The sequence below is a fragment of the Bartonella machadoae genome (assembly GCF_022559585.1).
Classification (GTDB): Bacteria; Pseudomonadota; Alphaproteobacteria; order Rhizobiales; family Rhizobiaceae; genus Bartonella; species Bartonella machadoae.
This window is the reverse complement of record NZ_CP087114.1, coordinates 2,007,554-2,022,555: the sequence shown is the minus strand read 5'-3', so window position 1 is coordinate 2,022,555 and position 15,002 is coordinate 2,007,554. Positions and strand designations below refer to the sequence as shown.

General features: G+C 40.6%; 11 protein-coding genes and 2 pseudogenes. 10 read left to right on the top strand and 3 right to left on the bottom strand.

Features of this window, described 5'->3' with window-relative positions; translation table 11 throughout:
* The first annotated feature begins 108 nt into the window (after positions 1-108).
* The 8 genes from bgtE (at position 109) to LNM86_RS09485 (ending at position 7,663) form a co-directional block, all read left to right on the top strand.
* Entirely contained in the window at positions 109-1,572 is a 1,464-nt protein-coding gene (gene bgtE / locus LNM86_RS09520; RefSeq protein WP_241437487.1) for a gene transfer agent protein BgtE, read from the top strand.
* A 468-nt stretch (positions 1,573-2,040) separates the two neighbouring features.
* Entirely contained in the window at positions 2,041-2,220 is a 180-nt protein-coding gene (locus tag LNM86_RS09515) for a hypothetical protein (protein ID WP_241439048.1), read from the top strand.
* 700 nt (positions 2,221-2,920) lie between these two features.
* Positions 2,921-3,379: a hypothetical protein gene (locus LNM86_RS09510; protein WP_241437486.1), complete on the top strand. Its 459-nt coding sequence runs from the start codon at positions 2,921-2,923 to the stop codon at positions 3,377-3,379.
* Positions 3,376-4,500 (top strand): BaGTA-type gene transfer agent maturation protease BgtD, encoded by a 1,125-nt coding sequence (gene bgtD / locus LNM86_RS09505; protein ID WP_241437485.1) that lies wholly within the window; start codon positions 3,376-3,378, stop codon positions 4,498-4,500. Before LNM86_RS09510 ends, bgtD begins: the two co-directional genes overlap by 4 nt.
* Positions 4,497-5,285: a gene transfer agent tail collar protein BgtC gene (bgtC, locus tag LNM86_RS09500; protein ID WP_241437484.1), complete on the top strand. Its 789-nt coding sequence runs from the start codon at positions 4,497-4,499 to the stop codon at positions 5,283-5,285. The genes bgtD and bgtC overlap by 4 nt, the downstream gene beginning before the upstream one ends.
* 187 nt (positions 5,286-5,472) lie before the next feature.
* Complete coding sequence (locus tag LNM86_RS09495; protein WP_241437483.1) at positions 5,473-5,766, top strand: hypothetical protein; 294 nt, start codon at positions 5,473-5,475, stop codon at positions 5,764-5,766.
* 1,044 nt (positions 5,767-6,810) lie between these two features.
* Complete coding sequence (locus tag LNM86_RS09490; RefSeq protein ID WP_241437482.1) at positions 6,811-7,065, top strand: hypothetical protein; 255 nt, start codon at positions 6,811-6,813, stop codon at positions 7,063-7,065.
* Between the two features lie 154 nt (positions 7,066-7,219).
* Positions 7,220-7,663, top strand: a complete 444-nt coding sequence (locus LNM86_RS09485; protein ID WP_241437481.1) for a hypothetical protein — start codon at positions 7,220-7,222, stop codon at positions 7,661-7,663.
* Positions 7,664-7,768: 105 nt separating this feature from the next.
* On the opposite strand, the pseudogene LNM86_RS09480 reads toward LNM86_RS09485, so the two are convergent.
* A pseudogene (locus LNM86_RS09480) lies at positions 7,769-8,939 on the bottom strand (tyrosine-type recombinase/integrase).
* Between the two features lie 448 nt (positions 8,940-9,387).
* On the bottom strand, positions 9,388-10,320 hold the full coding sequence (locus tag LNM86_RS09475) for a formate dehydrogenase accessory protein FdhE (RefSeq protein ID WP_241437480.1): 933 nt from the start codon (positions 10,318-10,320) through the stop codon (positions 9,388-9,390).
* A gap of 851 nt (positions 10,321-11,171) precedes the next feature.
* On the opposite strand from LNM86_RS09475, the gene LNM86_RS09470 reads away from it, so the two are divergent.
* Together LNM86_RS09470 and LNM86_RS09465 are read left to right on the top strand one after the other, a co-directional pair.
* Positions 11,172-11,939: a DUF4167 domain-containing protein gene (locus LNM86_RS09470; RefSeq protein ID WP_241437479.1), complete on the top strand. Its 768-nt coding sequence runs from the start codon at positions 11,172-11,174 to the stop codon at positions 11,937-11,939.
* A 119-nt stretch (positions 11,940-12,058) separates the two neighbouring features.
* Positions 12,059-12,181 (top strand): annotated as a pseudogene (locus tag LNM86_RS09465) (DUF4167 domain-containing protein); the annotation flags it as partial.
* 559 nt (positions 12,182-12,740) lie between these two features.
* On the opposite strand, the gene LNM86_RS09460 reads toward LNM86_RS09465, so the two are convergent.
* Positions 12,741-12,992, bottom strand: a complete 252-nt coding sequence (locus LNM86_RS09460) for a hypothetical protein (protein ID WP_241437478.1) — start codon at positions 12,990-12,992, stop codon at positions 12,741-12,743.
* Positions 12,993-15,002 lie beyond the last annotated feature (2,010 nt).

Below are 15,002 nucleotides of genomic sequence, written 5' to 3'. Positions count from 1 at the left end.
TTATGAGAGCCTCGTGGAGTGGCTCTTTTGGTGACAATAAAACAGCCTTGGCGATTTGAAATATCGCACCGCAAAGGGGCTGGAAATATTCTATTCATGGGGGGCGCAATGGCTTTTTTCCCAATCGCGGATTATCGACCTGATGTCGCTGACATCAATGGCATCTTTACTGATGAACTGATTAATGTATTGCCGGCCGATGGGTCCTATATCCCTATGCCAAGCTTTACACCTCTCTCAGAACCTTGTCCTGAGCGTATTTTAGGCGCTCTTGCTGTTAAAACAAAAAATGGGGTGTCTATTATTGTTGGGACACCACAAAAAATCTACCTGCTCGATAATACAACAATGCGGTGGAAAGATATTAGCCGAAAGGAAAGGCCCTATTTTGCCAATATTGATGCCCCATGGTCGTTCGCTTTGTTTGGTGATTATGTCATTGCTGTGAATGCCAATGATAAACCACAAGTGATTGATCTTAATCGTGACAAAAAATTTAGAAATTTGGGCGGGAATCCTCCGCAAGCAGGTATCGTGCGGGTGTGGGGGGATTTCGTCTGTCTGATGAAATTAACAGAGCATCCAAGACGCGTTCATTGGTCGGGGTTGAATGATGCTGAATTTTGGACCGTTGGAAAAAAAAGCTGCGATTATCAAGATTTTCCTGATGGCGGTTTCGTGCAAGGGGCTACCGAAACAACAAATCCAATCATCTTTATGCGCTCCGCTATTTATGCCGGATCTTTTATCCCGGGCTCTAAGATTATCTTCAGTTTCCAAAAAATACACGATAAACGGGGCGCAAAAAATGCCGAATCTATCGTTTGTCGAGGCGATCTTGCTTTCTTTGCTGATGAGGGCGGATTTTATCAGATGACCAATGAGGGACAGATTATACCTATCGGCTTTGAAAAAGTGGATAGAACGATGACAGCAAAATCGAATAGTAATAATCTCTACACGCTCTCTGCCGCTATCGATGGGGTTTATAATCGCGTTTATTGGATGATCAATACCGATGATACTGTGCAAAAACATATTTTACTCATTTATGATTGGGGGTTGCAAAAATGGACCAAAGCAACTGTAGACCTCAAAATGGTTTTGCCCATTTTCTTGGCTGGGACAACGCTCGAGGCTCTTGATCGCATTTCAAAAAATATTGATGATCTCTCCTTTTCTCTCGACAGTAAAGCTTGGAGAAATGAAGCACCTATTCTTGGTGCCTTTGATCATCAGGGGAGGCTCGGTTCCTTTTCTGGTAAGCCTATGGCTTGTGTGGTGACATCACAGGAGATGGGGCAAACAAATGGTATGATCACGCGGGTGAAAAACATTATGCCTCAAGTCAATAGTGGAGAGTTCACTTTGTCGGTGGGAATGCGTTTGCGCCAATCTCTTGAAGAGGAAACTGTTTGGTTGCCGGAAAAAAAGCCTTCTTATAATACAGGGCAAATTCATTCTCGTGCAAGGGCGCGTTTTTATCGCTTTAAATTGCGCATTCCTGAAGGCGTAAATTGGACGCATGTCACGGGATTCGATGTGGAATTGAAGGCTGCCGGCATGCGATAGAGCATGCCACTTAAGTAAAAATGCATGCGATAGAGCATGCCACTTAAGTAAAAATGCATGCGATAGAGCATGCCACTTAAGTAAAAATGCATGCGATAGAGCATGCCACTTAAATAAAAGAGTATGCGATAGAGTATGCCATTTAAATAAAGGAGTATGCGATAGAGCGTGTCATTTAAATAAAGGAGTATGCGTTAACGTGTGGGTGTATGAAGAAGGAGTGCGTGGTAGAGCATGGGTGCTTGAAAAGGGCATGTGGGTGCGTGTGGGCTTCTGAAGAAGGAGCGTGTGGTAGAGGGCATGGGTGCTTGAATGGAGCATGCGGGTGCGTGCTTTTTAATGGAAAGGGGCGGTGGTGTGCTTCTTCTTTTGAGAACACATTAAGGTGGTTTTATAAAAACAGCAGGTTTGTATGCTTCTTAAGGGGCAGGGGGGCTGTTTTAAAAGAAGGTGGGGAAATTTAAAATCATGACATGGCAACAGGAAAGCCAAAATCTTTATTCTGCTCATTTTACCGATCAATGGTCTTGGGAAAAAATAGCACCCTATCAAGAGGCTCTGAACGCAGCTTTGAAAAAATATGCCAAACGCTTTCCCGATGATGTCTGTTTGCAAAAAAAGAGCATGCAGGTGCTTGTGGGCGCCTGAAGAAGGAGTGCGTGGTAGGGCACGGGTACTTGAAAAGGGTGTGCGGGTGCGTGTGGGCGTCTGAAGAAAGAGTGCGTGGTAGGGCACGGGTGCTTGAAAAGAGCATGCGGGCGCGTGTGGGCGCCTGAAGAAGGAGTGCGTGGTAGAGTATGGGTGCTTGAAAAGAGCATGAGGGTGTGTGTTGGCGCCTGAAGAAGGAGCGCGTGGTAGAGCATGGGTGCTTGAAAAGGGTGTGCGGGCGTGTGTGGACGCCTGAAGAAGGAGTGCGTGGTAGAGTATGGGTGCTTGAAAAGAGCATGAGGGTGTGTGTTGGCGCCTGAAGAAGGAGCGCGTGGTAGGGCACGGGTACTTGAAAAGGGTGTGCGGGTGTGTGTTGGCGCCTGAAGAAGGAGTGTGTGGTAGAGCATGGGTGCTTGAAAAGAGCATGCGGGTGCGTGTGGGCGTCTGAAGAAGGAGTGCGTGGTAGGGCACGGGTGCTTGAAAAGGGTGTGCGGGCGTGTGGGCGTCTGAAGAAAGAGTGCGTGGTAGGGCACGGGTGCTTGAATGGAGCATGCGGGTGCGTGCTTTTTAATGGAAAGGGGCGGTGGTGTGCTTCTTCTTTTGAGAACACATTAAGGTGGTTTTATAAAAACAGCAGGTTTGTATGCTTCTTAAGGGGCAGGGGGCTTGACTTTAAAAGAAGGTGGGAAAATTCAAAATCATGACACGGCAACAGGAAAGCCAAAATCTTTATTCTGCTCATCTGACAGAGCAATGGTCTTGGGAAAAAATCGCACCCTACCAAGAGGCTTTGAATGCGGCTTTGAAAAAATATGCCAAACGCTTTCCCGATGATGTCTGTTTGCAAACAATTGCGCACGAACTGGCGAAAGGGCAAGCACAATTATGGCTGATCTTAAAAAATAAAACGCAGTTTAGTGCTTTTGCAATTACCAAGATTGAAATAACCCTTAACGGGGAAAAACGCGTTGTTCTCTCAGATCTTGCTGGAGAGGGAGGAACAAAATTGGTCCCATTGATTGAAAAGGTCGAACAATGGGCACAGTCAATTCATGCGAAGGAAATGCATATTTTGGGAAGATCTGGGTGGGCTAAAATGCTTGCTCGTCACGGATATTCTCGTGATCTTATTCATTATAGAAAGGTTCTCGTCCCATGAGAAAAAAAACAACACCTCAAGTGCAAACAACAACACAAACAAATGCTCCACCCGCGTGGGCTGCTGATATCTTTAAAAAAGCCAGTGCGCAAGCCCTTGATCTTTATAATAAAGGACAGGGTGGGAACGTTTATCAGGGAGAACGTGTTGCTGGTCTTGGCGATATGACAAAAAATGCCCTGACCGGTTTGGAAAGTGCTGCCCGCCAATATAACAATCCAGCATTGACACAGTGGTTTAATGGACCAACACAAAGTGCTACAAACCTCCTCAATATGGCAAAGGGAGACTGGATTGGAGGCAATAGTAAATTTAATGCTGCATTGCAAAATGCTTTGAATAAAACTTCTGATGCCATTAATCAGTCTATGTCGGGCGCGGGGCGATACGGCTCGGGTGCGCATACCGGTGTGCTCGCCGATGAACTTGGTGCTTTGGCGACAAATGCTGCTGCGCAACAATATAATCAAGATATCAACAATATGATGAATGCTAATCAGATGATTGATCATTCATTGCGCGATCAGGTTAATGCCGCTAATAATTATTATCAAGGGCAAAGCAATGCACAAGCCAATGCGTTGAAGGGCGGAATGATTCAAGATCTCAACCGTCAAAGTGCTTTGGATGCTGAGCGGCAAAAATGGGTCGAACAGGACAATCAAGGATGGAACCGATTAGAACAATTGCTCCGCGTGGGAACGCAGTCCGCTGGAAATTACGGAACAAAATCAGGAAAATCAATAACCATGCCTTCTGTTACAAAAGATCCATTGCGTGATGTACAGAAAGTGCTAGGACTTGTGGGGAGTATTTTAAGCCTTTGTGATGTGAGAGCGAAAGAAAATATCATCCCTGTTGGGGAGAAAAATGGCTATCCACTTTATCTCTTTAATTATAAGGGAGATCCACAATGCTATCGCGGCGTTCTTGCCCAAGATGTCTTGCGTTTAAATCCCGCCGCTGTTTTTGTCAATGCCAAGACAAAACTCTTACATGTCGATTATGATAAACTTGGCTTTCAAATGGAAAAAATAACACCGTTTAAAAAGAAAATAGCCGCTTTCTTTTCTGCTCTTTTTGCTCGTCTGCGCTTTTTGCAAAAAGGATATGTTCTATGAGTTCAATTTATGATTGGTCGCTTAAAGCATTCGAAAATGCCTATGCCGATGACAGTATAAACTGGGCAGAAGGACAACTGCCAAGTTCCGTCAATGATAGTGCGCGCGCTATGATGCAGCGCATCAAAGAATATTTATTCGATAATGGAGGTGGAATTGAAACAGAGTTTACCGTCGATGAGCATACAAACAGAACAGCTATTTGTTTAGTGACCAAATCGCCTTTCGAAGCTTATGTCAACGGTATTGTGGTGCGCTTTAAAGCACAAGGAGTGAATAAAGGGATAACAAATGTCGCGTTAAACAAATTACCCACAAGACCCGTTTATAAAATAACAACAGAAGGGATAGCACCACTTCAAGGAGGAGAAATTCAAAAGGGCGGACTTTATGAATTGGTCTATACCTGTGATATTGCTGGGAAAAATGCCGATGGTTGGTTTGTAACAAATCCTACCGTAAGCCTTCCTGAAACTCCATCCAACAACTCGCCTGAAATTGTACAACCTGGTTTTATCACCCTTTTTGCTATGAAAAATATCCCCGAAGGTTGGCTTGTCTGTGATGGTAAAGAATATTTACAAGAGGAATATCCAGATCTCTTCAAAGCAATTGGTAAATATTGGGGAAACACAAGAAATTCAGAAACATTCAAGGTCCCTTGTTTTCGTAATTTATCTGTTCCAAATCCACATGCTGACCCGTCTCTCTTGCGTACCATGCCAAAAGAAATATATTTAAAAAAGTTTCCTGATTTTGAAGTTGTTTATACTATTAAAACATGAAAACGGACTCTTTTGGTATCGCTGAAAAAGTCAAATATCGTTGAAAAAAGGCTTCGATTGGGTGTTTTTTCAGATACTTTTCAACATGTTATCGATGTCTGTTTGTCAAAGCGCACTGGTGTAAACAGGTCAAGTCGTTGATCTTACGCGCTCTTTCTTCTGTAACTCCTATCAATGAGGATATAGTATGGCACTTTTTCCCTTTTCTATCGCTGATATTGATGAACCGGAACAGATTCGCGTGGTTCTTTATGCCAGTGGACGAATGGGACATGCTCCGTTAAATGCATTGCTGAAAAAAAACGACCAAGATATCGAGGCTCTTGACAAAAAACTAAACAAAAATAGCACGCAATTGACCAAGCATATGGATGCTTTAGAACAGCAATTAAATGTTTTGAAACAGCAATTGGATGCTTTGGAACAGCAACTGAAAGAGAGCATGAAAGAGCTTAAGGATGGACAACAAAAGGCGCCATAAAGCAATCAAAGCGGTAGGGAATAGAGAGTAAAACAGGGGGGTGATCTGGCAAAATAAATGGTGAAAATCTTGATATAAAGGGTGGTATCCGTTTATCTATGGATAAAATGTCTGGTGTTAATCTCTCTGTTGATTATGGGTTTTTCTTTATCCTGATTTCGTTGTGAATACTCTTATTGCGCGTGGTGGTGGTCTCTTATATTTTGAATATTGAAGAATTTTATCAAGTACTAAAAAATATGGAAAATTTTATAAGAGAGCCTGCGTTTTTTTACAATCAGAAGGTTTTAATGGGACCTCTTCATCAGTTTGTTCTTGTCATAAATTGTGTGAGCGTGTGGGGAGAGGGGCTCGTGTGTAAGGGAAAGCCTCTTTGTCGGAAAAAGAGTGCCTATTATTTGGCAATCGGATGAAAAACGCGGGATCAACAAAAAGAAAAGTGAGAACAGTGGAAAATAGACACCCGAGAGATTTGCTCCAATTTGAAAAATGCCAATTTAAAAAATGATTGTCTAGGTGAGAAATTGGTCTTTAATAGATGAGAAGGTGAACACTTGTGTTGTTTTGCTAGAATGCGTGAGAATAGGAGGATTGGTCAATAATGTGGGGGCAAAAACCTTTTGTAAGGAGGTAGTGTTTTTGGAGTGGTCAATGTATCCACGTGTCTCTGCTTTCTACGACCGGTTTTTAAATCTCCTTGTTAAGGATGATACACTCTGGGCTATTTTTTATATAAAATACCGAGAAAGAGGCGTCCAATTTCTTTGCTGTTTCCTTTTACTTCACTCCAGTGTAAAAATATCGATTTGCGTGAATATTTATAGGAGAGCTTATGGGGTGAGCCTATAAAAGGATTGAAGGCGTTGTTGGGAGGGAATTTGGAGAACGTGGAATCTTCAGCTTTTCAAGCTAAGTGTTAAGGTAAAGGGTGTTGAGACTTTATCGCAAAAAAGAGGGGACTTTTCGCAGTACTTGTTGGTGATGCTTGTGACGCGCTTTATATCGGAAATTCCCTCAATATTTTTTGTGAAAAAGGGGAGAGCAATGATGACGAAAATTCGTTCTGCACCACAGAGCATGCTTTTGCTAGCAAAAAATGCGTGCGTTTATGGCAAAACGCGTCTTTATATCCTCATCGCAAATGAACCATATTCCCTTGATAGAATTGTTTGCAAGTTTATCTCTTTTCTTCAAGAGAGAGCCTTATGGCAAGACCGCTGTGTCCTTTTATTACAGTGTGGCGACAAGTTTTCAACAGAAATTTTAAACAACGAAGAGAATAAAATATCGACAGCTTAGAGCAATATGATCCAGAAAAACACAGCATAGAGAAACAGGCGTTCTTTGATAAGAACAGTGATCGTTTTCCACTAAGATAGGTATTTTGTGCATTGATGCTTCTTTCATTTTTTGCTGTAAAGTTTATCTTGGGATGTTAAAGGATACAGTCTTTATGGAAAAAAGAATCCGTGCACGGCAAAATGCTTATTTCAAAAAATTATATCACAAGGTCATGTTTATTGGTATGTTGCTTTGTTGTCTTTTGGTGTTTTGTGTTGGTGTTGTCAAAGTCATTGGTTATTTTTCTGCCCAAAAACAAAGTGTCCAACACACTCCTGTTGAATTAACAATTCCAGTCTTTGATCTGCGCGTCTATTGTAAGGAAATTGCTGCTTCAGTGATGCCCGATATGAAAGGGGAAGTCTATCAACGTTGTCTGAATTCGGAAAGCCAAGCCTATTTTGCTATTCGTGAAATGTGGGATGAACTCTCGGATGCTACAAAAAAACAATGTATAAAAATGGTGCGCCCTGGAGATGGAAATTATTTCCTCTTACGCGATTGTTTTCTCAGCGAAAAAGAGGAGAAAAAAAGGAAAAGGCGCAATCATTTTTAGGTTTTTACAAGAAAATTTCAACAATAAATTGAAAAAGATAAAATTTACTGAAAAAGAGAGACGTTCGCTTGCAAAAACAGCATCTTTGTTAGGGATTGTGCTATTTTAAACCTGTACCCCAAATTGCCCTGTAAAAAAATAACCGTAAATACGCGAAAAAAGTTTTCTTATTCTCCAGTGATTGGAAAATGATTGCAAAAATGAAAAGACAATCCGTGAAGAGTGTTTGCATGCTACCTCAAAAGGGGCATTGGTTGTTTCTGCGAGCCAATCGCGTAAATGAGACCGAAAACCATGCGGGCAGGCATCAAGACCAGTTTTTTGCATATAGTTTAACATGCAATTTTTTGCAAGAGGACCACGACCGGTTGCAGAAAAAAAGAAATCATTACGAGACAGCAGGCGCGCTTGTTTTAAAATTTCTAATGCTTCAGATGATAAAGGCACGCGAAATTTTGTTGTAGCATCACGCCTTCCTTTCATATTTTCAGTAGGGATGGTTCATATATCACCATCAACTTGATCTTTATGAATATGACACAAGGGATTTGTACGAACAGCTGTCAGGATAAGCAAACGTAAAGCCAATTGTGTTAGGGTTGTCGTTTCGCAAAGTGTTTTATAAAAAGCCGGTATCTCTTTCCAATCTATAGCAGGCATATTCGTAGCTTTATACCTTTGTTTTCCTAACAAAGCTTTTGCTTTTTCTGTTGCTTGTAAATCAACATCCAAACCCAAGGCAGCCGCATGTTTAAGACAAATATTGAGACGATTCAGTGCGTTACGAGTTATATCAGCTTTTATATGCCAGATGGGAGCAAGCGTATTGCGTATATCGGTTTGGGTAATCTCTCAAATCGGTAGGCAGCCTCATTTAGGGAGAATATAAAGTTGTAAAGGTGAAAACCAATCTCCATTTTTACCATCTCCTTTTCGTTCAGTTTTACGGCTTTCAAAAGTATCGAGAGCAATCTCTTTTAAGTAATGGAGATTACGCATTGCCTCACGCTTTTGTTTCTCACGTTCTTTAAAGGGGTCAGGACCCTCACGTAAAACAGAACACCACCCAGTTGCACATTCACGGGTTTGTTTTAAAGAGACATCTTTTAAAGCACCCAATCCCATTTCACGACGGCTCCTGTGGATGGTATAGTGTAAAAGTCATTGTGCACAACCATCTTTACGCTTATGAAGGTACAAGTCGGCACCATCATACTCTTTACCGCCCCCCAATGTTGCGACAGCCTTTGGTATTTAGACGATTCATAAGAGGCATTTTTACGCCTTTTTCTCTCTTTTTATCCACACGATGGTTCCCCTTGTGGTGTGCAAAGGGATGGTTTTGATTGATGCAAAATGAAATGATTTGAGATGAGAGAATTTTACAATATTCGGGGGGATGATACATGTTGAAAAACGGTGAATTATCATTATAAATCAATCTATTGCGCATCTGTTTTACCTGAAAGATCTTGCAAAAAAATAATAAAGATGTCCTATGATATCACTATGATAGATCGCTTTGGTACTTGTTATTGTTATTATGAGGGTGATGGAGAGAAAGGCTTTTTGTCTTTGCTGCTGCTCTTTGCCGTATCGTGTCTATGGAGAAGAGTGGTGGATTTAAATTCCTCGTTATCTTTCTGGGGCTTTCTTATCGCTTACCTTGGAAGTGGGGGAATAAAGGCTTTTCAGTTCAGCTATTTGGTTGTGAGAAATGCTTATTATGCGTTTTCTGCTAAAGCGGGATTAAAATTCTTATACGCAAAATGAAAAGAGCCCTTGTGTAAAACATGAAGTGTGGGCATGGCAATGTCATCAGCAAAAACGTCTAAGCGAGGATTTTCATGCTTATTGAGTTGTTTGCAATAAGATCTACATATCTTACAGGTTTCAAAAAAAATGCTGTTGGGGAAAATGTCGTTGGGGAAAATGCCGTTGGGCATATTTTCCACGGGGTGGAGGGAGATATTCTGCGTTGTTTCACAAAAGCTGCATTGGTTGCGCGGGATAGACCAAAGGGTACCACAATAAAGGCAAGAACAGAATTTTAGAGGTTCGCTCGGTTTTACATCCATAATGAGATTGGCAGAATGTGTGCCACCACAAGCAGGGCAGAGATTGTTTTGTTGTCGGGTTAAGCTTTGCGGATCAAGCTGTGAAGCGGTAAGGGAATAGAGGATTTGCAATGCGCCCATGATAAAAAGATGTTCTGCTAATTGCTGTGGGGGGAGTGTGTGGTTTAAAAGGTTTTGTCCCCATAGGCGCCATTGATCCTTTTGTTGTTTTGTACGAACCAGTGCTTCCTGCTTTGTTGCTGAAAAGGCTTGACTTGGGAGTGGTAAGGTCAAGAGACGTTTTAAAAAATCTGCAATGATACTGTCATATAACCCCAAAGATAATAATTTTAATCGATCAAAAGGGGGAGTTGAAGAGGTGCTAAAACGACTAAGGGGAATGGCAAAATCTTTAAATTGTTCGGTTGATTGGTGTTGGGCATGACAAAAATGCGTCCAAAAAAGAAGTCTCTCTTTGTCAGAGGTGTTGTCGGCCAAGTGTGCAAAACGCTGTGCCCGTTTTGCAAATAACAATTCCTGATCAGGAGGTATGACAAAAGTTGGAGAGTGCATTATGCTCTTCTCATTCGTAAGTCCCATTCCTATTGGTCAAGATTGTACTTTTTTGAGACAATCTTAATTGTTTATACGGCATCTCAAGAGTCTCTTTCTCATAAACTTATGTTTTGCTGTTTTTATACTTGGCTTTGTCTCTTTTCCGTGCCATCTATACCCAATACAATTGTAAATTTTAAAAAACGCAATGACAAACTTATAGTGTAGTAAGAGCGTTTTGACAATAAAATAGATTTTTAAGCATCATAGGACTTGAAGAATGCATGATGTTCATTATCTATAAAATTAAAGAGAGCGTTTTGAAGCTGATGTGGATTATCGCTTACAAAGGGGTTGCTTTCACGCGGAAGAAAGGCTATGTTCAAATAGCGAACGGATTCATGCTCTAACTCGTAGAGAAGTAAGTGCTTATGAATGAAGTGCGCAGTGGGGCAGGGAATATATCAACGCTTTTAGGATCAATGAGTGATTTTAGGACAATTTTAGAACAAAAAAGTGAAGCTCTCTCTTGTCTGGTGGAGTCATTCTTTTGCCAGAGGGGTTGTTTGCATGTTCTCGTTTTTTGTTTTTCCACAAGATGGTTATTTTTTTAATGAAATATGGTCTGTTTTAAAAAAAAATGCTTGGCATTTCATGTGAACATCATTAGGTTTTTGCCAGTTGACAGAAAAATAGGGAATTTTCAGCTTATGTTTTCCCTGCTGTTTTTATGATTTTCAAAAAATATATGCTTTATAAAATATCAGTAGGTATCGTTTAGGTAAGATAAAACACGGATAGTTTCATAACCGTATTTTAAACATGATGAGCATTATCGGAAAATAATGCCATGAAGAAGAGTCAATTAAGACACACATACTCCAAAAGGGACAAAGATGAGGCCACAACAAAATAGACGGGTACGCGGTCGCAATAATAACAACAATGGTAATAACAATAACAATAATCGTCGCGGACCCAACCCATTATCTCGAAATTATGAAAGTAGCGGTCCAGATGTTAAGATTCGCGGCAATGCCCAGCAAATTGCCGATAAGTACATAAGTCTCGCACGTGATGCACAAGGGGCGGGTGATCGTGTGATGTCTGAGAATTATCTCCAACATGCAGAGCATTATTTGCGTATTATTTTGGCAGCTGTTGGGCAAATGTCGCAATCTCCACGACGTGATGAAAGTCGTGATGAACATCATGAACCAGAATATGGTGAAATAAACACTGAAAGTGAAAAAAGAGATACTGGCGATTGCGATACAGAGGTCCTACAAACACAGTCTCAAGAAAATGAGAATGGACAACGCGCTAAGATGCAAAATGGGCATGCACGTGGAGAGACATTAGAAACACATGCTCTGTCTCATGAGGGAATTGATCAAGAGCAAGGCAGTGCGGAAGAAAGTGCTGAACCTGTCAAAAAAACGCGTCGTCCTTCACGTCGGCGTACAGTGTGTGCCCAAGATAAAAAATCTCTTGAGTTTTCCGATTTTGAAACTTCCAAGGAAACGTCAGAAACTTCTCAAAATGGCCAAAATGGTCATGCAGCGACAGAAAAAATTGCTTCTTTTCCTCTGTTAACGGAAGAAATACAGAAAAAGCCACGTCGACGTCGGGTGGTAACAGCTTCGGCAGAGGAAAATGTTTAAGCCACAGGGCAATATTACAAGCGTTTGTAAAAACCGTTGTTGCTTTAAGGTGATGTGTTGCCCAAGGCGGGATATCTTTTGCACTTTTCAATTTGGAGACTTCCAAAGAGGTGCTGGTTACTTTTCAAAATGGCGATGCGTTGACAGAAAAGGTTGCTTCTTTTCCTCTGTTAACGGAAGAAATACAGAAAAAACCACGTCGACGTCGGGTGGTAACAGCTTCAGCAGAGGAAAATGTTTAAGCCAAAGAGCAATATCACAAGCGTTTGTAAAAACCGTTGTTGCTTTAAGGTAATTTGTTGTGCAAGATGAACAATCTCTTGCACTTTCCGGTTTTAAAACATCAAGGAGGTGCTGGATGCTTTTCAAAATAGTGATGCAGCGACAGAAAAGGTTGCTTTTTTTTTGTATTGACTGAAAAAGTAACAAACCGGCACCATCATACTCTTTTCCGGACCCCGATGTTGCGACAGCGCTTGGTCTTTAGACAATTCATTAAAGGCATTTTTACTCCTTTCTTTAGAGTTTTTATTCACACGACAGCCCCGCTTATGACGTGCAAGTAAGAGACTTTAATTGATTCAATATAAGAGGATTTGAGATGAGAGAATCTTACAATATCTGGGAGTCTCATTCAACATGCAAAACGATAAGTTATCGTTATAAATCAATTTGTTGTATGAATACGTAAAACCACGTCGATATCGGATGGTAATAGCTTTGGCAGAGGAAAATGTTTAAGCCAAAGAGCGATATTTAAGCGTTTATGAAAGGTCTTATTGCCTTAAGGTGATTTGTTGTTCAAGATGAACAATCTCTTGCACTTGCCGATTTTGAAACTTTGCCGAGAAGTGCTGAAAACGTCTCAAAATGGTGATGCGTCGACAGGAAAAGTTGCTTCTTTTCCTCTGTTAACGGAAGAGATACAGAGAAATCGTGTCGACATTTCACAACACCGCTCGTGAATAGTATAGCGTAAAATCCACGAACACCACCATCTTTACGTTTATCAAGGTACAAACCGGCCCCATCATACGCTGCCTTTTTATTCATAAAACCTATTTTTCTTTCTTCCCAAAAACACCTTCCTGAGAAAAACAGCTTCAAATATTTGAATGATTATCTTATTGATCATTGTTTTTTACAACAGCGCCTTCCTCTAAAAGCTACAATTTATCCTCAGAAGCCCCTTATCTTCCAAAGAGCTCTTCTCCTCTTCATAGGGAAATGAACTCTACTACCTCTTTATGAAGCCTATCCTCTCTCTAGATGCAACAAACAAATGCCATCAAGACCTCACTTATCAGAAAACAGGCACTTATGAGAAACGGAGGAAATGTTGGTTTATTGAAAAAATCATCGATAGGAAAATAAGCGTGATGCGCTCTATTGCCCCCCAACACCTGAAAAGAGCAAAACCAGACAGATTTAAGAACCTTGTGATAATAACGCAACAACACCTGCAACAGTGCTGAAGATACTCTTTATCCCTCAATTTGATAAAACATCAAATTGCAAAAAAAGTTAAATACAATTTAAGTATTATTCCATGCCATGTTATCTGAAGATGCATTCTCATTTTTACAACAAAAACCTTTTAAAGCTAACAAATTATAAACACGTATTTATAAAATAATAATAGTTATTTAATATATTTTATACTTAATGTATCTTATGTATTAAATACCACTCTTATAATATAATCTTAATACTCAATTTGACAAATAAAAATAAATAAATAGATTGAGAGATAATTTTTATTTCAATAGCTATTGTTGTCCTTCTTAATAATTCATAGACGGGGAAGAACATTATAGGCTTATAAGCAAGGAAAACATTATGTCTAAAAAATCCCTCTTATTGTGCACAGCAGCCGCAACAATCTTGCTATTTGGCACCCATTATAATCTACATGCTGAAAGTCTCGAAGTTTCTACGGGAAAACGCGAAGTCTCCAATGAAACCTATGAAACAATTCATGCCAAAAAAGAGGGCAAAATTATTGGTACAAATTTAACAATCATCGGAGATAAAGATACAAATCCACAAGGAGGCACATATCCAGATCCAGCAAAATATGCTGTAACAGCTGAAGGTGTAAACAGCTCTATTGAATTACTGGGTAACACAAATATTAAAGGAACGAATTCTGATATTTTCTTTGGGCTTAAAGTAAAAGATGGTGCTTCAATTAAAATGATCGGGGGCTCCATTATAGCTTCTGGAATATCTGCTTCTTTTGAGAACAGCAAAAATGAAAACATACTAGAAAATGTAAGGATAGCAACCCCTAAAGATAACAACCGTCCACTATTCACCGGCATATCTGTCAATAACAGCACCCTCACTTTGAATAAGGTAACTGTTGGTTTAACTGGCGAGGCTTTACGGGCAGATAATGCTTCTTTAGTAACCGTATCGGGAGGATCCTTTGGTGGAACAGTATATTCCCAGAGCGGCAGCATTCTTACTCTACAGGATAATGTCAAAATTATGTCTGATACCCTTGGACTCTGGTCGAGATATTCACAAACCAAGATCATGATGACGGGAGGAGAAGTCACTGGGAAAGAAAAGGCATTGGTAGCAGAAAATGGTCACATCACTGTCGCAGATGTTGCTCTGAAAACGGAAGGCAACGGAATCGGGGCACAATCTCTCGGTTCAAACGGCGTGATTAATTTGCAAAATGCAACAATTGAGGATGCTAAAATCGGCCTATATGCACAAATAGGTGGCAACATCAGCATGACCGATGGAACCATTACCGTTTCCGAGATAGGGGCTTCTTTCACAAACAGCAAGAGCGATCAAAATAAGCTGAAAGGTGTAAAGATAACGAGCAAGAGCGAAGATAAACCGCTCTCCATTGGAATAAGTGCTGATAAGGAAAGCAGCGTCACTTTAAAAGATGTAACGGTCACAAAAGCAGAAAAGGCCATAGTCGCAAATGATCAATCTCAAGTCACAATCTCTGGAGGATCATTTGAAGCGAAAAATGCAACAATAAGTGCCACAAATAACAGCACCATTACTTTAACCGATAATACACAAATTACATCA

Excerpts from the sequence above, each read along its gene's own strand:
- bgtE (WP_241437487.1), top strand. The coding sequence starts at position 109 with ATGGCTTTTTTCCCAATCGCGGATTATCGACCTGATGTCGCTGACATC.
- LNM86_RS09460 (WP_241437478.1), bottom strand. The coding sequence starts at position 12,992 with ATGAATAAAAAGGCAGCGTATGATGGGGCCGGTTTGTACCTTGATAAA.
- LNM86_RS09515 (WP_241439048.1), top strand. The coding sequence starts at position 2,041 with ATGACATGGCAACAGGAAAGCCAAAATCTTTATTCTGCTCATTTTACC.
- LNM86_RS09490 (WP_241437482.1), top strand. The coding sequence starts at position 6,811 with ATGATGACGAAAATTCGTTCTGCACCACAGAGCATGCTTTTGCTAGCA.
- bgtD (WP_241437485.1), top strand. The coding sequence starts at position 3,376 with ATGAGAAAAAAAACAACACCTCAAGTGCAAACAACAACACAAACAAAT.
- LNM86_RS09510 (WP_241437486.1), top strand. The coding sequence starts at position 2,921 with ATGACACGGCAACAGGAAAGCCAAAATCTTTATTCTGCTCATCTGACA.
- LNM86_RS09475 (WP_241437480.1), bottom strand. The coding sequence starts at position 10,320 with ATGGGACTTACGAATGAGAAGAGCATAATGCACTCTCCAACTTTTGTC.
- LNM86_RS09485 (WP_241437481.1), top strand. The coding sequence starts at position 7,220 with ATGGAAAAAAGAATCCGTGCACGGCAAAATGCTTATTTCAAAAAATTA.
- LNM86_RS09470 (WP_241437479.1), top strand. The coding sequence starts at position 11,172 with ATGAGGCCACAACAAAATAGACGGGTACGCGGTCGCAATAATAACAAC.
- bgtC (WP_241437484.1), top strand. The coding sequence starts at position 4,497 with ATGAGTTCAATTTATGATTGGTCGCTTAAAGCATTCGAAAATGCCTAT.
- LNM86_RS09495 (WP_241437483.1), top strand. The coding sequence starts at position 5,473 with ATGGCACTTTTTCCCTTTTCTATCGCTGATATTGATGAACCGGAACAG.